The sequence below is a fragment of the Halomonas sp. AOP7-B1-5 genome, from assembly GCF_052353045.1.
GTDB lineage: Bacteria > Pseudomonadota > Gammaproteobacteria > Pseudomonadales > Halomonadaceae > Vreelandella > Vreelandella colorata.
The window spans coordinates 1-22510 of the sequence record NZ_JBQTDC010000004.1; the positions used below are offsets into that span (position 1 = coordinate 1).

The 22510-nt window shown below is 52.8% G+C and carries 20 protein-coding genes and 1 riboswitch; of the genes, 15 read left to right on the forward strand and 5 right to left on the reverse strand.

The window, feature by feature from the left end; translation table 11 throughout:
* The 8 genes from ACT3XD_RS03235 to ACT3XD_RS03270 form a co-directional block, all read left to right on the forward strand.
* A partial coding sequence (locus ACT3XD_RS03235; protein ID WP_444280540.1) for a methyl-accepting chemotaxis protein occupies positions 1-1800 on the forward strand: 1800 nt, incomplete at its 5' end.
* Positions 1801-1810: 10 nt separating this feature from the next.
* On the forward strand, positions 1811-2872 hold the full coding sequence (cheB, locus tag ACT3XD_RS03240; protein ID WP_192536562.1) for a chemotaxis-specific protein-glutamate methyltransferase CheB: 1062 nt from the start codon (positions 1811-1813) through the stop codon (positions 2870-2872).
* A complete protein-coding gene (locus ACT3XD_RS03245; protein WP_192536714.1) occupies positions 2869-4245 on the forward strand; it encodes a CheR family methyltransferase in 1377 nt (458 codons plus the stop codon). The genes cheB and ACT3XD_RS03245 overlap by 4 nt, the downstream gene beginning before the upstream one ends.
* On the forward strand, positions 4245-6383 hold the full coding sequence (locus ACT3XD_RS03250) for a hybrid sensor histidine kinase/response regulator (protein WP_192536563.1): 2139 nt from the start codon (positions 4245-4247) through the stop codon (positions 6381-6383). The genes ACT3XD_RS03245 and ACT3XD_RS03250 overlap by 1 nt, the downstream gene beginning before the upstream one ends.
* Positions 6384-6414: 31 nt before the next feature.
* Positions 6415-6771, forward strand: a complete 357-nt coding sequence (locus ACT3XD_RS03255; RefSeq protein ID WP_192536564.1) for a response regulator — start codon at positions 6415-6417, stop codon at positions 6769-6771.
* Between the two features lie 52 nt (positions 6772-6823).
* A complete protein-coding gene (locus ACT3XD_RS03260; RefSeq protein ID WP_192536565.1) occupies positions 6824-8515 on the forward strand; it encodes a diguanylate cyclase in 1692 nt (563 codons plus the stop codon).
* Positions 8493-9032: a chemotaxis protein CheW gene (locus tag ACT3XD_RS03265; RefSeq protein WP_192536566.1), complete on the forward strand. Its 540-nt coding sequence runs from the start codon at positions 8493-8495 to the stop codon at positions 9030-9032. Before ACT3XD_RS03260 ends, ACT3XD_RS03265 begins: the two co-directional genes overlap by 23 nt.
* Positions 9033-9082: 50 nt before the next feature.
* Positions 9083-9436 carry a hypothetical protein gene (locus ACT3XD_RS03270; protein ID WP_225735995.1) on the forward strand — a complete coding sequence of 118 codons (354 nt, stop codon included), beginning with the start codon at positions 9083-9085 and terminating at the stop codon, positions 9434-9436.
* On the opposite strand, the gene ACT3XD_RS03275 is transcribed toward ACT3XD_RS03270, so the two are convergent.
* The 3 genes from ACT3XD_RS03275 to ACT3XD_RS03285 are packed head-to-tail and all read right to left on the reverse strand — an operon-like array spanning position 9411 to position 11458.
* Complete coding sequence (locus ACT3XD_RS03275; RefSeq protein ID WP_192536568.1) at positions 9411-10616, reverse strand: molybdopterin molybdotransferase MoeA; 1206 nt, start codon at positions 10614-10616, stop codon at positions 9411-9413. The genes ACT3XD_RS03270 and ACT3XD_RS03275 overlap by 26 nt on opposite strands.
* Complete coding sequence (gene moaB, locus ACT3XD_RS03280) at positions 10609-11127, reverse strand: molybdenum cofactor biosynthesis protein B (RefSeq protein WP_192536569.1); 519 nt, start codon at positions 11125-11127, stop codon at positions 10609-10611. Before moaB ends, ACT3XD_RS03275 begins: the two co-directional genes overlap by 8 nt.
* Positions 11128-11131: 4 nt before the next feature.
* Positions 11132-11458 (reverse strand): DUF1244 domain-containing protein, encoded by a 327-nt coding sequence (locus tag ACT3XD_RS03285; protein WP_192536570.1) that lies wholly within the window; start codon positions 11456-11458, stop codon positions 11132-11134.
* A 256-nt stretch (positions 11459-11714) separates the two neighbouring features.
* Between ACT3XD_RS03285 and mobA the strand changes: the two genes are divergently transcribed.
* Genes mobA through ACT3XD_RS03305 form a run of 4 tightly spaced genes read left to right on the forward strand, consistent with a single transcriptional unit; the run spans position 11715 to position 15585 of the window.
* A complete protein-coding gene (mobA, locus tag ACT3XD_RS03290) occupies positions 11715-12317 on the forward strand; it encodes a molybdenum cofactor guanylyltransferase MobA (protein WP_192536571.1) in 603 nt (200 codons plus the stop codon).
* Positions 12314-13561 (forward strand): molybdopterin molybdotransferase MoeA, encoded by a 1248-nt coding sequence (moeA, locus tag ACT3XD_RS03295; RefSeq protein ID WP_192536572.1) that lies wholly within the window; start codon positions 12314-12316, stop codon positions 13559-13561. The genes mobA and moeA overlap by 4 nt, the downstream gene beginning before the upstream one ends.
* On the forward strand, positions 13558-14550 hold the full coding sequence (gene moaA / locus ACT3XD_RS03300) for a GTP 3',8-cyclase MoaA (RefSeq protein ID WP_192536573.1): 993 nt from the start codon (positions 13558-13560) through the stop codon (positions 14548-14550). The genes moeA and moaA overlap by 4 nt, the downstream gene beginning before the upstream one ends.
* Positions 14551-14553: 3 nt before the next feature.
* Complete coding sequence (locus tag ACT3XD_RS03305) at positions 14554-15585, forward strand: CobW family GTP-binding protein (RefSeq protein ID WP_192536574.1); 1032 nt, start codon at positions 14554-14556, stop codon at positions 15583-15585.
* Positions 15586-15607: 22 nt separating this feature from the next.
* Here ACT3XD_RS03305 and ACT3XD_RS03310 read toward each other — a convergent pair whose 3' ends face one another.
* Positions 15608-18715 carry an EAL domain-containing protein gene (locus tag ACT3XD_RS03310; RefSeq protein ID WP_192536575.1) on the reverse strand — a complete coding sequence of 1036 codons (3108 nt, stop codon included), beginning with the start codon at positions 18713-18715 and terminating at the stop codon, positions 15608-15610.
* 737 nt (positions 18716-19452) lie between these two features.
* On the opposite strand from ACT3XD_RS03310, the gene ACT3XD_RS03315 reads away from it, so the two are divergent.
* On the forward strand, positions 19453-20301 hold the full coding sequence (locus ACT3XD_RS03315; protein WP_192536576.1) for an ABC transporter substrate-binding protein: 849 nt from the start codon (positions 19453-19455) through the stop codon (positions 20299-20301).
* A gap of 65 nt (positions 20302-20366) precedes the next feature.
* On the opposite strand, the gene ACT3XD_RS03320 is transcribed toward ACT3XD_RS03315, so the two are convergent.
* Positions 20367-20996 (reverse strand): peroxidase-related enzyme, encoded by a 630-nt coding sequence (locus ACT3XD_RS03320; RefSeq protein ID WP_407648047.1) that lies wholly within the window; start codon positions 20994-20996, stop codon positions 20367-20369.
* 178 nt (positions 20997-21174) lie between these two features.
* Here ACT3XD_RS03320 and ACT3XD_RS03325 point away from each other — a divergent pair, with 178 nt between their 5' ends.
* Both ACT3XD_RS03325 and ACT3XD_RS03330 read left to right on the forward strand, forming a co-directional pair.
* Complete coding sequence (locus ACT3XD_RS03325; protein WP_192536577.1) at positions 21175-21660, forward strand: YbaK/EbsC family protein; 486 nt, start codon at positions 21175-21177, stop codon at positions 21658-21660.
* Positions 21661-21739: 79 nt separating this feature from the next.
* Positions 21740-21905, forward strand: a riboswitch (FMN riboswitch).
* A 99-nt stretch (positions 21906-22004) separates the two neighbouring features.
* Positions 22005-22502, forward strand: coding sequence for a 6,7-dimethyl-8-ribityllumazine synthase (locus tag ACT3XD_RS03330; protein WP_018917075.1), 498 nt, complete (start codon positions 22005-22007; stop codon positions 22500-22502).
* Positions 22503-22510 lie beyond the last annotated feature (8 nt).

The following is a 22510-nucleotide window of genomic DNA, read 5'->3' on the forward strand; positions in this document are numbered from 1 at the left end:
AATAGCTACTTTATCGAGCAGTGGACGCGTGACGGTTTTCCAGAAGAGCGTCAGGCTGAAGTAGAAATCTATCTATCGCGCATGATGGACCAGTTGGGTACCGAACTTCTGTTTATTGCCGCGCAATACCAGGGCCGTGGCTACTACTTTCAGTATCGTGATGGCGAGTTTTTACAGCGTACCCTTGAGCCTACTGGAGGCGCCGACGATTGGTATTATCAGTTCACTGACAACGGGGAACTTTTTGAGCTGAATTTAGACAATGACACGTTCTCGACAGAGGAGGCCTTTGTCTTTTTGAACTTCCGTAGCACTCAAAACGCCGTCAATGGCCGCCCGCTGCTGGTAGCGGGCGCAGGTCTTGATTTGTCACGCCTTGCTCTTCTGATTGAAAACTTCCGTCTGGGAAAAACGGGCCGTGCTGCCCTGCTAAACGCTGAAGGCGAACTGCTGGTGCGTAGCGATGAAACCGATATTGAGGCGCTGCGTAGCCAAACGCCTGAGCAACTGGCACAACAGGGCAATACCTCAACGGTGTACGAGATTGAACGCGACAACCATGTCTATTTGATGAGTACGGTGTGGCTGCCGCAGCTACAGCGCTACTTAAAGGTGGAAGTCTCCAAGTCAGAGTACTTAACAGCCTCCCGTGAGCGCTTTTTAGCTTCAACAGGGATTGGGTTATTAATCCTGTTGATCGGCCTAGTGATCCTCTACCCGCTCACCGGCAGGCTCATTCGACCGCTTATTCACTTTCAGCGTCAGTTAAAGCAAATTACTCATAGCCTGGATCTTTCCCGGCGTGTTGAAACGGACGACCGAGCGGAGCTTGGTGATTTGGCCAACCAAACCAATGCGCTGTTAGAGCGTTTATCACGGGCGATTCTGGCCGTTTCCAATAATGCTCATGCGCTGACGCGAGTAGCTGACCAACTGGCTCAAACGGCCGGATTGTCAGGCGTTCATGGCGGCGACATTACCCATGAAGCCAATCAGACCATGGCCGCCGCCGTTGAAGAAATGGCCTCATCGGTTGCCGAGATCACCTCGACCATGGAAGAGCTTTCCACATCGTCGACCCAAATTGCCGATCATTCCCAGTCGGTGGTAGACGTTGCCAATCACACCCTTGAGCGTAGCCGTAAAGGCAGCACGGCCATGCAGCTGCTGCAGGTAAAAATGCAGAATATACGTAGTGACAGCGAGCATAGCCTGGCGGAAATTGTCGCGTTAGGCGCCAAATCTAAACAGATCAACAAGGTGATGGAGCTGATCAATACACTGGCGGCCCAAACCAAGCTAATTGCGTTTAACGCAGCACTTGAAGCGTCAAGTGCCGGTGAGTCAGGCCGCCGGTTCTCGGTCGTGGCAAGTGAAATTCGCCGCTTAGCAGATAGCGTGACGGACTCCACCCAGGAGATCGAGAGCCACACTGACGATATCCAGAGCGCCATCAACCGTTTGGTGGTGGCCTCTGAGAAAGGCGCCTCTTCTATTGAAGAAGGCGTTGAAGTCAGCATGAGTACCGCGCAGGATCTAGATGCCCTGCTCAAGGCAGCAAGCCAGACCAGCAGCGCGGCTCAGCAGATATCGCTGTCCACGCAGCAGCAAAAAACCGCCAGTAATCAGGTAGTCATTGCGCTGCGCGATATTGATATGGCCAGTTCCCGCAGTGCTCAATCGGTACGCAGTATTACTGAGATCAGCCAAGAGATGATTCAAATGTCAGCGGAACTCAACTCGTTGGTACAAGAGTTTACTCTGGCACAACAAGGAGCAGATAATTCACGCCGCTCATGAGGACGCCACGATGAGAGCCATTCGGGTTGTGATTGCAGATGATAGCCGCGTGGCTCGCGATGTGTTGCGCGCGATTCTCACTCGTGATGGCGATATTGAAATTGTCGGCGAAGCAAGCAACGGCCTTGAAGCCGTCGAGCTTGCCCGACGCTTATCACCACAGCTGATTACCATGGATCTCAACATGCCCGATATGGACGGCATGAGCGCTATCGAAGAGATCATGCACACCAAAGGAGTGCCAATTTTGGTGGTCAGCGATCGCGCGGATGCCCAAACGGCTTATCAAGCGCTTGAGGTGGGCGCGCTTGAGGTCATGCCCAAGCCCATGCTGGAAAGTGACGATGCTGAATGGCTGCTGGCGCGGGTGCGGCTATTATCAGGCGTGGCAGTAATTACTCGGCTGCGCCGCCGCTATACCACCCCACCACCCCCGGTGCGGACTGCCACGACGGCCGTCAATGCAACTGCGTCCCGAGGTTTTCGACGGATTATCGCGATTGCTTGCTCAACGGGCGGTCCTCAAGCCCTGGCGCGTCTGCTTAACCGCTTGCCAGCCACGTTTCCCGCCCCGATCGTGATCGCCCAGCATATCAGCCACGGGTTTATTGAAGGCATGGCGCGGTGGCTAGCAACACTATGCGCCATGCCGGTCAGTGTTGGCCGGCACGGCGAGCGCCTGCTGCCTGGAAGGGTGTACTTATCGCCATCAGAAAGCGATCTCTGCGTTACCTCACAACACCGCTTTCAGCTTCAGGAAAGCCCGGCCAATGCGCTTTATCATCCCTGCGGCGACATACTGCTGACGAGCGTTGCCAACGTATATGGAGCAGATGCGATAGGCCTAATTCTAACGGGCATGGGACGCGATGGGGTAAGCGGCATGCGCTCAATTCAGCTGGCGGGCGGTCAAACGCTTGCTCAGGATGAAGCTAGCTCGGTGATTTATGGCATGAATCAGGAAGCGGTTAACGCAGGCGTCATTCAACATATATTGGCTCTTGAAGATCTGCCTGACCGCTTGCTTTGTGAAGTGCGCGGCAACGAGCCTCTATGGCAAGCACCGTTATGAACACGCTGCCCCTGTTTAAAGCGCTAGTGTTAAAGCGTTGTGGGTTACAGCTGGAAGGTGTCGCAGAAGCCCGGCTAAGCAAAGCCATTGAAATACTCTCCAGTATAACGGGGCTAAGCGATGCAGCTTTAATGATCGCCAAGCTTGAGCTGGATGACGCCCTGTTTGATACGTTTATTAGCCACCTGACGATTAACGAAACGTACTTCTTCCGCGAGCCCAAGGCCCTTAACTGGCTGGTTGACACCTACTTGCCCCAACGTTTGGCCGAGAAAGGCGCGCCGCTTGCTATTCTAAGTGCAGGGTGTTCATCGGGCGAGGAGCCTTATAGCTTGGCAATGGCGCTATTTGAGCGCTACGGCGAACGTGCCACCCAGCTATTCACCCTATCGGGAGGCGATGTAGACCAGCAAGTGCTGGCCAAGGCGCGCCAGGGTATCTATAGCGGCTTGGCGTTTCGCGCACTGCATCCGGCGCTCAAGCAACGCTATTTCAGTCATCATCAAAACCATTATAAGATCTGCGAGTCATTACGCTCCTGGGTAACGTTCCACCCTTTTAATCTACTACAGCCTGAAAGCGTTAATGCGCATGGCCCTTTTGACGTTATTCTTTTTCGTAACGTTTCTATCTATTTCGATGAGCCAACGCGGCGACGTATCCAACAACATTTACATCAGCGGCTTGCCCCTGAAGGCATTCTGCTGTGCGGTGTTACGGAAACGCTGGGTAACGACTTAGGCGTATTAGAACTGGTTCAGACTCAAGGCCTTTTCTATTTTCAGCCTTTCAAAATTTCTGCTCTCCCGTCCAGTGTTGAGCCTCAGATTGAGTCTCGGGTTGAGCCTGAACGGCAAATACTTACCCACACAGCACCGGCTATTACTGTTGTTACAAATAGTCCTGCGGCTTTTGAAGAAGTGCCGTCGCCTTCAGATGCGTCTTTTAGTAACCAGCTCCAACGTGCCCACCAACTGCTTAATCAAAATGCTTTTCAGGAAGCCGCCGACCTACTTGAAGAGCTGTTGGCCCAACACCCCTGGTCTGTGGACACACTGCTTCTGGCTGGGCTTGTGGCGCGGTGGCGAAACGCGTTTGAGGAGGCTTACACGTTTTTCAAACGGGCTATCTATGTCGCCCCTGACTGCTGGCCAGCGCATTTTTATAAAGCCGAGCTTTTTCGTCAGGGCGAACTAACCGATGACCCTATTCAGCGCCAGCAGGGCTATAGCACGGTTGTCCGATTACTCAATGAAACGCCCACTGCAAACGGTAGCCTACAGACCATCGCGTCACCTCTTCCTCCAGGCGATGCGTATTTTTTAGCAAAGCGCTACCTAAACACAATGCTTGCCACACAGGGAGTGGGCTAATGGCACTGGATATCCGGCGATTTATACAACGGTTTATAGAAGAAGCCGCAGATCACCTGCCCCGTCTACGCAAGGGAATTAATGCGTTAGAACAGGGCCAGGCCGACCAGGAGTTGATTAACGAGCTGTTTCGCTCCGCGCATACGCTTAAAGGCTCCTCACGGATGCTTAAGCTTTTTCCGATCACAGCACTTGCGCATAGTACGGAAGAGCTGCTTAGTGCGCTGCGCGATGGCACCCAAACCACCAATGCCCAGGTCATCAGCCTGCTTAACCAAGCGACTGACGGCCTGGCGGACATGATCAATCAGTTAACTCAAGGAGCTGCGCCCGAATCGCTGCCTGAAGCCGATGCAGCGCTCTGTCAGGCGCTTGAACAGGCAGCCAGTAACCGTCAGCCTCTGCCTGAGGGGGCATCTGAAGAGGTTGAGCCACCTCTAGAGATTTCAGCGCCACTGACGGAAGCGCCCGCCCGCTCAACGACACGGGCGAGTTCCAATGCCACGGCTGATTTACGCCTAAGCGATACCGTTCGCGTGCGTCTTGACCGCCTGGACGATGTGATTCGCTTGATGGGCGAAGTACTTTCTGGGCACCATCACCTACACAGCCTAGTGGTCCAGGCGAGTGAATTAAGCGCTACATTACCGGCGGATAAACAGGCTCCGTTTAACGCGTTTAACCGCGAGCTAAAAGATAGCGTTTTAGCCCACGACACCTTGATGAGTGACCTCCACGATCGCGCACTGCAGATGCGAATGCTGCCCCTTAACGTTGTGTTTGACCCACTATCGCAAATGGCCAGAGAGCTTGCCCATTCATTGGGCAAACACGTTGACTGCCGGGTACGAGGTAGTGAAATTGAGCTTGATAGGCAGATGATTGATCGCCTGTCAGATCCGCTCATTCACCTGCTGCGTAACGCACTCGACCATGGCATTGAGTCTCCCCACGAGCGTCAGGCAAAGGGCAAACCGGCGCGTGGCCAGCTGACGCTGGAAGCCTGGCAGGATGGTGGCTGGGTGATCGTTGAAATGCATGATGACGGCGCGGGCATCTGTTTAGAAGCGGTACGCCAAAAAGCGCTTACCAAGCAACTGATCAGCGAAGAAGCGTTAGCGGCACTTAGCGAGCAGGAAACGTTGGATTTGATCTTTCTGCCTGGCTTCTCAACGAAAGCCATGATTACCGATTTCTCGGGCCGTGGTGTAGGCATGGATGTGGTTAAACGCACCGTGGTGGATGAGCTAAGCGGGGATATTCAGTTAAGCAGTGAACCGGGGGACGGCGCTCGTTTCACCCTGCGTCTACCGCTATCGCTTGCCATGATGCGCGTTTTATTAATCAGCGTTGGAGGCCTTACCCTAGGCGTCACCGCGCCTTTTGTAGCAGAACTCGTTAAACGCTCGCCCGAGACGTTTATTGATGCTGCGGGGCAAACCACGCTGATCCTACGCAATGAGTTTGTGCCAGTCATTGCCCTGGCCGACCTGCTCGAGCTTCCCACGCCCCAAGCGCAAGTGCCGGAAGTGCTGTTACTTGTAGTTCACCAACGTCATCAAAAGCTCGCCTTGATGGTCGATGCGCTAGTTGACGAACGTGATATGGTAATTAAACCGTTACCGTTACATTTACGCCATTTACCCCTGGTTTCTGGCATGGTCTCCCAAGGGCGTAACGAGCTGATCAGCCTATTGCATGTACCCGCTCTCATTGAACGCAGTCGACGTTCCACACAGCGCACTGCCTATGAAACAACGCCTTCGCCACAGGCACACCGCATTTTAGTGGTGGATGACTCATTGAATACCCGCGAAATTGAAAAAGACGTGTTAGAGGCCTGGGGTTATCAGGTAACGCTGGCTGAAAACGGCAGAGACGGCCTGTCCAAAGCGCTCGCGGAACCCTTTGATGCCGTACTGACCGATATTGAAATGCCCATCATGGATGGCTTTGCGCTTACCGCCCGACTGCGTGAAAGCGAGCTTTATTCTCATAAGCCAATTATTATTATCACGTCGCGGGAAAAAGAAGCCGACCGTCGGCGCGGTATCGAAGTGGGTGCTGACGCATATATTGTCAAAGGCAGCTTTGACCAAAATAACTTGGTAGATACGCTTAAAGCCTTACTCGGTTAGCGTATTATCTTTCATTTAAATGAGGCATTACATGCATATTCTGGTCGTAGACGACGACCCATTGGCGGGTGAAATTACGGCAGCATACCTTGAAGCGTTAGGCCATGAAGTAGTGATAACCCCCGACGCCATGGAAGCGGTTAGCCAACTGGACAGTACGCCTGATATCGAGCTTATCGTCAGCGATATGCATATGCCGCTGATTGATGGACTCGCCCTTTTAGAGATGCTGCGCGAGCAGGAAGTCACGCTACCGTTTATTTTACTGACCGGAGATGCGCCACCACCCCGCGCCCTGGATAATCCTCATTTAACCGCCTGCTTACAAAAAGATGACAATCTCGATAGCACGTTAGCCCAAGCCATTAATCATGCATTCAGCCATTAGTCGATAACATTTGATATGCTTATGATGTTCGCCCAACTGCTCAGGTAGCCTGATGTCACCACCGGCCCTTTCGCTGCATGAAAAGCTTAACCAACTGCGCCAGCGTTTTATCAACCAACTTCCTGCGCGATTGGAGAAAACCACTGAACAGTGGCAGTTAAGCCTTAAATCAAGCGAGGCAGAGTCACGCCTTGCGCCTGATCTTCATCGCTTTTTCCATAGCCTTAAGGGAACCGGACGGTCATTAGGCTTTGAGCGTATTGCGCTGTTTGCTGAGCAGGCAGAAGAAGCACTGACCACTGACCCTCAAAGGGCCGACATTGATACGCGTATCGTTAATCTTCTTAACCAGTTAAAAGACGAGCTGGTGTACCTGCAAACCCACCAGGGTCAGCAAGCCGCTATGGCAGGTCTCAATAGCGTTGAATTCCCACACCAGCCTGAACAGAAGCGCAGCAAACGCCAACGGCTTATTTATTTATGTGACGATGAACCTGAGCATATTAATTCGCTGATGCACCATTTGCGCTGCTTCGGCCATGAAGTCGTTCACTTTGCCACTACCGAATCATTTTTTAATGCCGTGCTGACCCGCCGCCCCGATGCCGTCATTATGGATGTGCAGTTTCCCCATGGCCAAACGGCGGGTACCGAGACGTTAACCAGTTTAAATAAGCTGACCGGGGAGCAGTTACCATCAATCGTTCTATCCGGCCACGGCGATTTCCATTCACGCCTAAGTGCGGTGCGTGCCGGGTGTGACGGGTATTTCACCAAGCCGGTCAAGCCTCTTGATTTGATGCTCGCAATTGATGAGCTCACCTCCCCCATAAGTGAAGAGCCGCTACGCATTTTAATTGTCGATGATGAGAGCGAGGCGGCCGAATACCATGCGCTGCTGCTTGAAGAAGCTGGCATGGTGGTCCAGCAGGTATATCATCCTAACGATGCGCTCAGTGCACTTGAGCGTTTTTGCCCCGATTTAATGCTGGTGGATGTGTATATGCCGGTTTGCTCGGGCGAAGAGCTGGCGACCATTATTCGCCAGCAGCCCGAACATGTTGGCCTACCGATTATTTATCTTTCCAGCGAAACCGATAGCCAGAAGCAAATGTCGGCGATGACGGCGGGGGTTGAGGCATTTATTACCAAGCCTGTCATACCCGCCGAGCTCGTTTCAGCGGTCCACTTGCGCGCTGAGCGCCTGCGCCTGCTACGCTCGCTCATGACCCAAGATAGTATGACCGGCCTTTACAATCACAGCACGACGACTGATTTAATCAATAAAGCGTTAATCCAGGCGCACCGCAATGGCCGCCAACACGCCATGGCAATGATCGATATCGATCATTTTAAAGAAGTGAACGATACCTATGGTCATCTAGCCGGTGATCAAGTCATTATCACCTTGGCAAGGCTACTGAAAACACGCTTTCGGCTATCTGATATTATTGGCCGGTATGGAGGCGAAGAATTCGTCGTTTTGCTAAAGGACGTAAGCACCGAGCAAGCGGTTAAATTAATGGACAACTTGCGCAATGACTTTGGACAAGTGGATTTTTATGCTGGCGAAGTGAGCTTTCGCTGTACCTTTAGCGTTGGGATCAGTGACTTCCCCGCCCATCCCTCTACCCAGTCACTGCGCTTAGCCGCCGACCAAGCGCTTTACCGCGCAAAACGTCAAGGACGCAACCAGGTAACGACCAGCCAGGAGTTAGATCATGACGCCTCCGCCTGCGAATGAGCCCGGCAGCCTCACGCTTGAGCAGGCGCTTGCCGAGCATGATGAAAACGTATCTATTGTCGATGTAGAAGAACCTAGCCAACAGCTGGTGCTATTTAGAGTAGCCGGTCAACGATTTGCGCTCCCTGGCGGTGTGGTTAAAGAAATTATTAGCCATGATCAACCCGTGTATTTTGTTCCTGGCTTACCCACTACGACAGAAGGCGTGCTGCATCTACGCGGACATATTGAGTCGGTCATTCAACTCAACGTTTTGCTGGGTTTACCCTTACCCAGCGGCACCCAGCCAGGAATGATCTTACTGGTATCGGCAGCAGGCATTTGCAGCGGCGTGCGTATTGAACAGCTAGATGATGTATGCGATGTGCCTACCAGCCTGCTTCAACCGCCACCGGATACGCTTTCAAGTGCGCTGCGCCCGTATGTCAGCGCTCTTTGGCAACTCGACGAAGGCGTCACTGCCGTACTGCTGGATGCTGAAACCTTGTTCAAGGCTTATCAGGACGGGCTGGGATAGCCATGCCTTTGGAGCTGCTTAGTAATAGCGCACCTCAAGGCGCTGTGCCAATGGTGTTGTTCAGCGCAGGGGCATTCCGGGCGGCCTTGGAAGCCCGCCATGTCATGAGTATGTCAGACCAGCCTCGTGCCTCTCGTTATATAGAGGCCGCCGCGCTACTGTTTCAACATACTGCGCCCGCCACTCACTGGCTCACGCTTAACGACACCGAGGGTAGTTGGCAATTAGGCGTTAGTCATCCGGTGACGTTGCACTCATTTGCAGCCAGCGAACTACATCCCTTGCCGCCACTTTTGAAAGCACGCCGCCCTCATGCTGCCTTGTGCGGGGCTACTTTTGAGCAGCAAACGCTTGTACTGCTATTGGATGCACACTTGCTTACACCGCAAGCCACAAACAGTTAACGGTATCGCCTTGCCTGACCTGATCATTAGGCGGAATGACCGCAAAAGCATCGGCCTCAATACACGACGACAGCACACCGGAGTTCTGGTCGGCAAACGCATCGGCCACTAAGCCCACGGGCGTGAAGCGCAGAGAAACGCGCATATAGTGCTGGCGCGGCCCGGTCGATGTATCAAAATTTGCCGTCGCCGTTAGCGCGGGTAACTCAGCAAGCGCGGGACAGGCCATCAGCACTCCCATAAGCGGGCGCAAAAAAAGCCAGGCACCCACAAACCCCGATACCGGATTGCCTGGCAAGCCGATAAACCGAGCTTCACTTCCATCGTCCCGGGGCACGCGGCCTAATGCCAAAGGCTTGCCTGGGCGTATGGCTAGGCGCCATAAATCCATCTGCCCCAACTGCTCAAGCGCTGCTTTAACGTGGTCCTCTTCGCCTACGCTTACGCCCCCGGTACTAACGACCACATCCGCCTCGGCGGCCGCCTGGGTTAATAGCGCCACTGTCTGGGTGTAGTCATCCGGCACGCTCATTACCCGCACAACGTCAGCTCCAAAATTCTCAAGCAGACGCTTTAACATCGGCCGATTAGAGTTATAAATCTGACCCGGCGCCAACGGCGTGCCCGGGTCAACGATCTCATCGCCGGTTGAGAGCAGCGCAACCCGCGGGCGAGAACGCACGCTAACATGGGTGATGCCCTGCCCTGCCAAATGCCCGAGCGCCGCCGCTTCCAAGCGTAGCCCCTTCTTGAGTAGACATTCGCCCTGACGAACATCACGCCCTTGGCGGCGCACGTTGTCATCCACCGGGATATTCGCCGGTATCAAGGCCTTGTCAGCCTCAACGCTGACGCGCTCCTGCATCACCACACAGTCAGCCCCTTCAGGCAGCTCACCGCCGGTAAAAATCCGTGCGCAGCTGCCAGGGGCAAGCGGGGCGGACTTTGCGCCTGCTGCAATACGCTGGCTAATCGGCAGCCACTGGCCGGCATCGCTGGCACGCAGCGCATAGCCATCCATTGCGCTATTATCAAAGGGCGGCACGTTCAACGTCGCCATCACATCGGCGGCAAGTACTCGCCCAGCGGCGGCGTCAAGCGACACGCTTTCAGCCTCAACAGGGTTTACACCGGCCAGCAACGCTTCAAGGGCGGCACTTATCGACTGCAAATCAGCCATGCTGACCTCGGCCAGGGATGACCAGATTGGCAAAGTTACATGGCTTGTGGCGGCTATCCAGCTGTTCCTTCAAAATTTTCTCCCAGCCCGTACGGCAGGCACCGGTTGACCCTGGCAGGCAAAATAGTACGGTCGCGTTGGCTAACCCACCCAGACATCGGCTTTGAATGGTCGAGCTGCCGATCTCATCGCCGCTTAGCTGACGAAAGCGTTCACCAAACCCTTCGATGCGTTTATCCAGCAGCACCGATACGGCTTCCGGCGTGGAATCTCGGCCGGTAAAGCCGGTGCCGCCAGTGGTAATAACGACCTGCACTTCGGCATCGGCAATCCACTGGGCCACGACCGCACGAATCTGATAGATATCGTCTGGCACAATGCGCTTATCGGCAAGCTGATGGCCCGCTGCTGTCAAACACTCGACCAGCAGTTGGCCTGAACGATCGCTCTCTTCAGTACGCGTATCTGAAATGGTCAGTATGGCTATTTTAAGCGCAACCATCGGCTCCATAGGCTTACTCCTGATATTCTTTCTTGGCTTGACGGGCTTCCAGCGCGGCCAGCTGCTCAGGCGTTGCTTTTGCCTGATAGTGCTCTTTCCACTCGCTGTAGGGCATGCCGTAAACGTATTCACGGGCGGCTTCATAATCCAGCGACTTACCGCGCTCTTCCGCCGCGTTTACCATCCACTTTGAAAGGCAGTTACGACAAAAATCCGCCAGGATCATCAGATCGATATTCTGAACATCCTTGTTGTCGTCCAGATGGCGCAGTAAGCGACGAAAGGCGGCAGCCTCAAGCTCGGTGCGGGTACCCTGATCAAGCTCGTTAAAATCTGACATTAGCGTTCTCCGTATGAAAAGTAACTTTCGTGCAGCATACCAAAAGACAACGCTTATCGGCGCTGTTCACTTAGATAACCTAGGCAGGCGAACCCGCTGATTGATATGGGTCATCGTGCTTACCATCAATTATCTAACGCATAGACAAATAAGGTCCCTGCCCGCCATCATAGCGATAAGGGATCTACACTTAGAAGTGGCGCGGCTGATTGACCAATCTTGTTAATCCTCGCCCATTGTTACAGGAGGCATGCCGATGATCACGACCCAGGCGTTAACCGGCATGGTGCTTGCTGGCGGTGAAGGCCGCCGCATGGGCGGGCGCGATAAGGGCCTGGAGCCCTTTGCAGGGCTGCCCCTATTTGCCCATACGGCCGCCAAGCTTGAAGGACAAGTCGCTGAACTGCTGATTAGCGCTAACCGCAATATTGATGCCTACCGCCTATTTGGCCGCGTGATCAGCGATGTAGAAGCCGGCTTTCACGGCCCGTTAATGGGCATTTATAGCGGACTGTGTGCTGCAAGTACGCCGTGGCTTCTAATAGCTCCTTGCGATACGCCTCTGCTTCCAGATAACGTGGTCGCAAGAATGCTGGCAGGCCTCCAAAACGCCGATATCGCAGTGGCGTTCGATGGCCAGCGTCTTCACCCAACCGTTGCCTTAATACGCACAGCGCTTGCTGATGATCTACATATGGCGCTTAAAAGCGGCGAGCGTAAAGTCCAACAGTGGTATAAACGCCATGCACTTAGCCAGGTGGATATGTCTGACTGCCCAAATGCCTTTACCAATCTGAATACGCAAGAAGATAAAATTCGCCTGGAAGCGCAGCTGATGGCGCCCAAGGGGGCATTGTGACGCTCTCCTGCTTTGAGCTTGGCGAACACATGTTAAGTGTGGAAGAGGCTCGCCAAGCGCTGTCCGCGCTGATTGAAAAGTCCCTGCCCAGTGAAGTTATCGATTTAAGTCAGGCCCACGGGCGGCGCTTGGCACAGGACGTTATAGCGCCAATTAACGTCCCGCAAAATACCAATGCCGCGATGGATGGCGTAGCACTTGCCTGGCCCGATACGCCTCAACATCAATGGCCGCTTATCGGCAGCTCGCTCGCCGGGCGCGCTTTTGACACACACGTACCGCCTGGGGCCTGCGTGCATATCACCACCGGTGCCCCACTACCGCTAGGTACCGACACGGTCATCATGGGCGAGCAGCTCACCGAGCATGCCCAGCACCTTACAATTAATACGCCTGAGCGTGTTAAGCGTGGCCAGAACGTGCGCATGGCAGGGGAAGATATTGCGGCAGGCAGCATGGCGCTGGCTAAGGGAAAACGTTTGGATGCCCCCGCGATGGGTCTGCTCGCCTCACTAGGGGTGGCCAGTATCGCGGTCGTCAAGCAGCCAACCGTTGCGCTGTTTTCCACGGGCGATGAGGTCACGGCTCCTGGCGAGCCGCTCGAAAGCGCCAGCATTTATGATGCCAATCGATTTACCCTGATGGGCTTATTAACCGAGCAGAATGCAAAGGTTATCGATCTAGGCATTCTTCCGGATAACCCGCAGGCGATACAGGCGGCACTCTCAGAGGCCGCCCAAGTGAGCGACCTGGTATTGACCAGTGGCGGCGTATCGGCGGGCCAGGCTGATTTTACCCGGGCAGCGCTTGAACAACTGGGGCAGCTGGCTTTCTGGCGGGTAGCGTTACGCCCAGGGCGCCCCCTGGCCTGTGGCTGGCTGGGCGAGTCGCGCACGCCCTTTATGGGCTTGCCCGGTAATCCGGTGGCTGTCATGGTAACCTTTTACCAGTTTGTAGTCCCCCTATTACACCACCTGCAGGCATTGGCCATTACCCCGCCCCCTAGGCTATACGCTGTCGCTGATGAAGTGCTTAAAAGCCGCTACCAGCGCACCGATTTTTTGCGCGGCGTTTATCATAGCGATACACAGGGTGTGCTCCATGTACGCACCACCGGTGCTCAGGGGTCAGGCATTTTAAGTTCGATGGTCGCCGCTAACTGTCTGATCGAACTACCCGCGGATCAGGACGGTGCGCAAGCTGGCGAGATCGTCTGCATTCAACCACTTTTGAGATGGCAATGACCGAGCAACTAATTGATGACTTTGGTCGCCGGGTTAGCTATGTCCGCATCTCGGTGACCGACCGCTGCGATTTCCGCTGCGTGTACTGCATGAGTGAAGAAATGACCTTTCTCCCGCGTGCGCAGGTGCTAACGCTTGAGGAGATCAGCCAGATTGCCCGCGCGTTTACCGAGCTGGGCGTGGAAAAAATCCGCCTGACCGGTGGCGAACCCCTGGTGCGCCGCGGTATCGAGCAGCTTGTGGACGAAATAGGCGCGCTCCCAGGGCTTAACGACTTCACAATGACGACCAATGGCGCCAGCCTTCGCAAACATGCCAGCAGGCTTTATGCCAGCGGGCTGCGTCGCCTCAATATCAGCCTTGACTCGCTTGATCCTGAACGCTTTAAGAAGCTCACCCGCACCGGGGATTTAGCGCGTGTGATTGACGGTATTCACGCCGCTCAGGAAGCCGGATTTACGCGCATCAAGCTGAACGCAGTCATTCTCAAAGGCCGCAATGACGATGAAGTGCTGGATCTGGTCGATTTTGCGCGTAATGAAGGGCTGGATATCAGCTTCATTGAAGAAATGCCGCTGGGCGACGTGTCCGACCACTCCCGGGCGGAAACTTTTTATTCAAGTGATGACGTTCAAGCGCTGATTGAAAAGCGTTACGCCTTAACGCCTACGACTGAAACCACCCCAGGCCCATCGCGCTATTTTAAAATGGCCGATAGCAACAGCCGGGTTGGCTTTATTTCCCCGCACAGCCACAATTTTTGCGACACCTGCAACCGTGTCCGGGTCACCGTTGAAGGCCGCCTTCTGCTCTGTTTAGGCAATGAGCATTCGGTCGATTTGCGCGCAGTAATGCGCCGCTACCCCGGTGATATAGCGCGGCTCAAAGAAGCTATAGTCAACGCGCTACCGCTTAAACCAGAGCGCCACCACTTCACGACCGACGGTGACGTTCAGGTCGTGCGCTTTATGAATATGACCGGAGGTTAACGCGTGGCAGCGTCAAAAAAAGTGCCGGTGCATATCATTACCGGCTTTTTAGGCAGTGGCAAAACCACGCTTATTCACAGCCTGATTGAGCAAAAACCGGCGGATGAAAAGTGGGCCATTCTAGTCAATGAGTTTGGCCAAATTGGCATTGATCAGGCCATGTTTGATCAGCGCGACGATGTCGTTATCAAAGGCCTGCCCGGTGGCTGCCTGTGCTGTCAGCTTGCCTTTGTACTCCAGGCGGCGTTGGTGAATCTGCTCGCACGAAGTAAACCTGACCGCGTGATTATTGAACCCTCGGGGCTCGGTCATCCGGCGGGGTTACTCGACCTGTTACGTGGCGAAGCTTTCCATGATGTGGTCGAGGTACACGATATTATTGCCACGTTAGACCCTCGCCGCCTGGACGACCCGCGTGCACGAACGCACGAAACGTTTCAAGATCAGCTGGCCATAGCGGATGCCGTGGCGCTTACCATGTTTGATCAGTGCACAAGCCAACAGCAACAAGCTGCCCAGCAGTTTGTTGAAGCGCTCTGGCCGCCACGCAAATGGATTGAACAGATCGCTAACGGCAGCCTGCCGCTGGAGCGCTTAACGGGCAGTGGCCAAAGTGATGCACATGAGTTAGCCATGCCTGAAGCGCACCGCACACTTATTGCCCCGCCCAGTCTTGACGGTGGTTTTTTTGATTTTCCACCGGCCAAGGGCGCGCCGCAGCAGGAAACCGGCACTGCTCTTGGCTATATAAGCCTGGGCTTACGCTGGCACCCGAACGAGTGTTTTGATATCGATCACTTAGCGCATTGCCTGGGAGAGTTACCCCGACAGGCGCGGATCAAAGGGGTTTTTCATACCTCTAGCGGCTGGCAGCGGCTTAACCGTGCCGATGGCGCGCTGGAAATAGACAGCAGCACCTGGCGCCAGGACTCTCGCCTGGAAGTGATTATTCCTGAAGCCTTTGGTAACGCCGTGCCGAATATCCAGACACTCGCGACACAGCTTGGCGCCTCGGCAGTGCATCAAGATAGTTAGAACTGCATAAAAATAGTTAGAATTATGCAGCAGCAAGCTGCGCTTCGAATTCTTCAAGCGTAACAGGACGACCAAACAGGTAACCCTGGTAAGCACAGCAGCCATGGGCCAATAGCCATGCCTGCTGTGCTCGGGTTTCTACCCCTTCGGCAATAATCTCCAGATCAAGGCTTTCCGCCAGTACGATAGTACTCTCGACAATCGCCGCGTTAGCGCTACTGGTCAGCACCTGCTGCACAAAAGTTTGGTCGATCTTGAGCTGATCCAATGGCAGCTGCGCCAAATAGGCAAGTGATGAGTAGCCAGTGCCAAAATCGTCCAGTGAGAAGCGCACGCCCAGCGCTTTTAAACTAAGCATTTTATCGTGCGCGTTGTCATCTGGCTCTAAAAAGAGCGACTCCGTCACTTCAAGCTTTAAGCGTTCAAGCGGGGCCTTGGAGCGGTTAAAAATAGCCTTAACATGGGGGATAAATTCAATATCGTGAAACTGCAGCGGGCTAATATTAACCGACATGGTCAAATGACACAGCTGGTCATTCTGCGCCCAAAGCGCCAACTGGTAACAGGCTTTTTCTAGCACCCATGCGCCTACTTCACTGATCAGGCCGGTACTCTCTAACAAAGGAATAAACTCTTCTGGAGAGACGAGACCACGCTCTGGATGCTGCCAACGTAACAGCGCCTCAGCACCAATGGCATTCCCATTGATATCGACCTGGAGTTGGTAGTAAAGCTGCCATTGATGAAGTACTAGCGCTTGGCGTAAATCGCGCTCCAAATGAATTGAGGCCAACAGGGCGGCCTGCATCACGGGGTCAAAAAAGCACAGCGTGTCGCGCCCCTTCGCCTTCGCCTGAAAGAGCGCCATATCAGCCTGCTGAAGGTACTCATCTTGCCCGGTTGGCGAGTGGCTTAAAAGCGTAATGCCTATGCTGGCGCTCACGCTGATGGAGTGATCGATCAGCGTACTGGTACGCCGTATTGTTGCCATCAGCTTATGGGCTATGCGCTCTGCAAGCTGTGCGGCTTTGACCGGGTCGTTATCCAGGGACTGTATCAGTACCGCAAATTCGTCTCCGCCCAATCGCGCCAGTGTATCGCTTTCACGCAGCTGTTGGCTGAGCTGACGCGCGACCCCCTTAAGCAGATGATCACCGATGGGATGGCCCAAAACATCGTTAATTTGCTTAAAATGGTCAATATCGATAAACAGCAGCGCCCCATAGCTGCGGTGGCGAACCACCTCTTTAAGCGCAACCTCCAAGCGGTCCATAAACAGCCGACGGTTCGCAAGTCCCGTGACAGAATCAAAAAATGCCAGCTGATGGATTTCCTGTTCGGCCGCTTTACGCTCACTGATATCTACGATGGTCGCCACGTAATGGGTCAATTGGTTATCAGCATTACTAATTGAACTAATCGCCAACCATTCGGGGAATACATCACCGTTTTTACGCTGACTCCACACTTCACCTTCCCAGCGCCCATATTTTTTTACGCTGCGCCATAACTGATGGTAGAAGCTAGGCCCATGGTGCCTCACGCCAAACATATCGGGATTATGACCAATTACCTCGTCTTCGGCATAGCCGGTAATTTGGGTGAACGTAGGGTTTGCTTTAAGTATCGTGCCTTGGGCATCGGTGATAATAATGCCCAAATGGGCTTGAAACGATGCCGCAGCAATGCTCAGTTCTATTTCGCTCTTTTTCGCTTCCGTGATATCCCGCGCCACCACCAATGTACCCGAGAAGCTGCCATCGGCACGCACCAGAGGGCTTACCACTGCCTGAAAAAACAGTTCTCCATTGAGCACCATCAGCGGATATTCAATAGTGACGGCTTTGCGATGCCACTTTACCTGCTCGAACACAGCATTAAAGCGTTTGGTTAAATCAGGCGAAAGAATCTCGTTATAGTGTTTCCCGATCAAGCCAGTGTCGCCCTTTATTGTCATTTCATTATGCAATACATGCATATAGGTAATCCGATCTTGCGTGTTAAAAACAAAAATCAGATCCTGAATAGAGTCAATAAGTGCCTGAAGATGGGCTTCTCCTGCTTGAGCTCGAGCGCGTGCCTGTTCAAGCTCCTGAAGGCGATACTGTAATAACAAGGCGAGTTTTAGCCGATTGACGTAATGACGTACTCCCCAAGCTCCGAGTACGACAATGCAGGCCCAGATGCCAACTAAAATAGCTAATCGCTGATACCACTGTGCCAGAATCTGTTCCATATCCATGCCGACCACTATCCACAACGGATAACCCTGGACTTTCTGTATCCAAAAAAAACGCTCTCGATTATCCAAAGAAGACCACATGGTGTTTGACCAGAGCAATTGACCGCTATCCACAATACGTTGCACGGTGGGTCCATCTAGCTGCGCCCCTATTTGCGTGTGCTCATCTAGGCCAGGGTTCCTGGCGATTAACCTAAGCGTTGGGTCAATCAAGGCGATACTTTCACCGGCCTCTATTTGCATTTGGTTAATGGTATCTGCAAATATTTGAGGGGCTACGCTCGCCACCGCTACGCCCATAAAGGAGCCCGTTTGATCGGTTAAGCGTCGTGCATGATAAAGTACGTACGCAGGCTCCTCCCCCGTCCATTGAAGCGGAGTGACTACGTCTTCCTGACGACTATTATCAGGATTGCTTAAGATCTTAAAGAAATCACTATCACTTAAATTAATCCCCTCATAACGGTTATTGCCACTGCTGGCAAGTACAGTACCCTGAGTATCAAGCAAACTAATCCCTTGGACTAACGGTGCATAGTGACGCCGATCATTTAGCGCTTTTACCATTTGTCCTGCTGTGGCTTCAATGGGCATCCCCTGAAGATCAGCGAGTTCATCAACACTTAAAAGCGCCTGATTACTTTGTGAGAAGACACTTTTCACCCACTCGCTGATAATGCTTGACCGGGCAGCGCTGTGAGACTCTACGGAATTGAGTTCTTGCAGACGCTGCTCGTAAAGTAACCAAGCAAAGAGGCTGCACAGCAACAGCGAAGCAAGAATATATAAAATGTAAACATTGCGGCGCTGACGACGAAAGGAGGTATAAGATATTCTTTCGCGCCCTTTATCTTCATCATACTGAACCAATGCATTCAAAACGGGCATAGTGCATCGACCTTAGTCAACATTAAAAAGAAGGTATAATTAATATATGGCCACAGCCAGCCATAAACTAACGACACCAGTTCTTATCCTGTTAACTGGTTAATTAAATTATTCATAGGAAAAATAAAAACCATACAGCTCATCACGACTGACAATAATAAAGTGGCTTGATTCATCTGAGTATCGTTTTTTTCCAATAGATATCATTTATTTAAATAAAAATCATCTAATATAACTATTGAGAAGCATTGCTCCTTCCAATAAACACTCTGAATCACATTACGTCAACGCAAAATTTAAAACTTAGATATAACTAAAAACAACCAATAAGTAGCATTTTAAATGTCTCGATATGAGTTTTAAAAACGATAACGCAATAACTCTTAATTATTAAATAACAAAAAAAGACTACCTATAAGCAAGCCCTCGCTAAAAGGCCATATGACTTCGTTAACCCCACCGGCATTAGCTTATTGAGAGTCATCTCATAAAAATAGCGCATCTACCTAACACACCGGCAAGCAAGGCAATCTCCTTTACCCTGGAGTGACACAGGCCTCATTGATTAAAATTAAGCTTTTTATTTTAATTTTTTTATATTCATTTTATTTTTCACTTCAGCGGCGTATCAAATTTCGCAACGCGCTGTTCCTCATGTAGATAAAGACAAAGCAGGGCTTCCTTGAGACTATGAGAACATATCTCATATAAAACATCTTCTCATAAAAGGAATATCCATGAAGTCTCAGGTTCTTGCTGCATCGCTGATTTTCACCGCTGTTAGCTCCATTGCTCATGCTCAGGAGCGTATCGCCACCTTCGATTTAGGCAGCTTGGATACGCTTGATGCACTCGGCGCTAGCGAGCAGGTAGTCGGTATTCCCAAGCAAGTACTGCCTGATTACCTTTCAAAATATAACGCTGATGCTTATACCGACCTTGGCGGCCTGCGCGACCCTAATCTTGAAGCTGTCGCGCAAAGCGAGCCAACCCTTATCCTTTACACTGGCCGCCAGGGTGACTGGGAAGCTGAATTTGAAGAGATTGCACCGCTGATGAATACCAGCTTACAAGGTGACGATTACCTGGCTGCCTTTGATGACAACGTACGTCAGATCGCCAGCAAAGTAGAGGCTGAAGAGCGCGCCGAAGAAGCTCTTGAAGCGCTGCATGCCGATATTGAACGTCAGCGCGAGGCGTTGGATGAAGCATTACGCGTACTGGTTGTGACCCATAACGATGGCAATCTGGGCCTAAATACGCATCCGGTCGTGCACGATGTGCTGGGTATCAAAAAACTGGAAATGCCGGACAGCGTCACCAGCGTACAGCGCGGCAACCGCACATTTACACCACTCACCATGGAAGCCATTGGTGAAATCAATCCCGATGTACTGCTCGTAGTGGATCGTAGCGCAGCCATCGGTAACGATGCTGCCGATACACAAGCGCTAGAGCAGGCGTTATCGGATGCAGGCGCGTCAGAGACTCGCCTGGTAGTGCTAACGCCCGCACTTTGGTACCTGTCGGGTGGTGGTCTGCAAAGCCTGAAACTTCAGATCGACGAGGTCGTCGACGCGCTATAAGTCCTATTACGCTGTGAACGTATGCCCCTGCACCGCTATGCGGCCAGGGGCTTTTTCATTAAGCATTAACGTCCCAGGGTATAGAATTCATCGTTTGCGCGCATATTGGTGACATTGGCCATCCGGTTAGACATACCGAAGAAAGCTGTAATCGCGGCAATATCCCACAGATCCTCTTCATCGAAGCCATGCTCCGCCAAGGCAGTAAAGTCGTCTTCGCCTACGGCGTAGGCTTGATCAGTTACTTTCAGAGCAAAATCCAGCATGGCCTTTTGTCGGGCTGAAATATCCGCTTTGCGGTAATTAAGCGCCACCTGATCCGCCACCAGCGGATTTTTAGCGCGAATACGTAAAATAGCGCCATGCGCAATCACACAGTACTGGCACTGATTGGCAGCGCTGGTCGCAACGACAATCATTTCCCGCTCAGCGAGCGTCAAGTTGCCCGTTTTTTCCATCAACGCATCGTGATACGCAAAAAAAGCCCGAAACTCATCAGGGCGGTGCGCCAGAGTAAGAAAGACGTTGGGAATAAACCCGGCTTTCTCCTGTACGCCTTCAATGCGTTCACGAATATCGGCGGGCAGCTCATTCAGGGCAGGAATGTGAAAGCGGCTGACCGGATGACTTACCCGACGGCTTTCGTTCTGTTGTTTATCGGGCTCACTCATCTCTTTATTTGCTCCAGTCATCATGGGACGCCTCATTGTTGTTATCAGGGAGACACGTCACTAACACTAAAGCGGAAGCTGAAAAGACACAATCACTACGCTTGAGGCAATAGAAGCGCAATGCCCGCTAACGCGGGCACCTGGATTGGCTGACTTGGACAAAGCACGTTAACCTACAACTACACCGTCTAAGGAGCCGATAATGAGCCTATTAACCGCTCGCAGTTTTTTAGCAGAACATGCCCCTGATATCGAAATTATCGAGCTGGAGGAGAGCACGGCGACCGTGTCCCTGGCAGCGAAAGCCCATGGGGTTGAGCCCGGACAAATCGCCAAGACGCTTGCTTTCAAAGTGGGCGAGAACCCCTTTTTGATCGTGGCCGCCGGTAACACCCGTATCGATAACGGCAAAATTCGCAATGTTTTCGATGGCAAAGCCAAAATGTTGGATGCCGATACGGTAATGGAACTCACCAGCCATCCGGTAGGCGGCGTATGCCCGTTTGGTCTGGCGACCAGCGTGCCCGTTTATTGTGATGAGTCGCTTTTGGCGTATGACGAAGTACTGCCCGCCGCAGGTTCCTCTAATAGCGCCGTGCGCCTGTGCCCCAAACGGCTTGCCGAGCTGGTAGATGCCGATTGGGTCGATGTGTGTACGCTTTCAGAACCCCACGAGCAGGTCGATTAAACAACGTGCTCGACAAGGTTTAACCTGGCCTCTAGCTGCGCATTCACAATCGGCGTAAGATAGGTAGGCTGCTATGCAGCAATGTTCTCAGGGCGGGGTGAAAGTCCCCACCGGCGGTGATGGTACCTTTCCTAATGAAAGCGGCCTAAGCCCGCGAGCGCTCTTACTGGCTTGCCAGTGAGAGGTCAGCAGATTCGGTGAGAAACCGAAGCCGACGGTGATAGTCCGGATGAAAGAGAACGGCATCAACTCAACGACGTTATTCCATTCGGAAGGCGTGCGTTTTGCCTATTGGCGGATGCCGAATGCCCTGATTCTGGTACCACTTATCCAAGAGAATGACCATGAATCAGACCTTTCCTTTAGCACTCTCCTCACATACTACATCCCAGCGCATTGCGTTTATTCAGGGCCATTGGCACAACGACATCGTCGGCCAGGCCTATCAGGCATTTATTGAGGAAGTGGAGCGTAACGGCTTATCTGCAGACCAAGTGGATACGTTTACCGTTTCAGGCGCGTATGAAATTCCGCTACAGGCCAAAGTATTGGCTGAAAGCGGCCGCTATGGCGCGATTGTCGGCGCAGGCTTTGTGGTGGATGGCGGCATCTACCGCCACGACTTCGTCGCTCACGCAGTCATCGATGGCATGATGCGCGTTCAACTCGACACCCAAGTGCCGGTGATTTCGGTGGTGCTCACGCCGCACCATTTCCATGAGCACAGCACTCATCACGACTTCTACTTCCAGCACTTCCTGGCCAAAGGCAAAGAAGCCGCCCAGGCGTGCCTGAACACCATGGAAAACCTGCACCGCGCCCGCAAGCTTAGCGACGCGTAAGCACTATC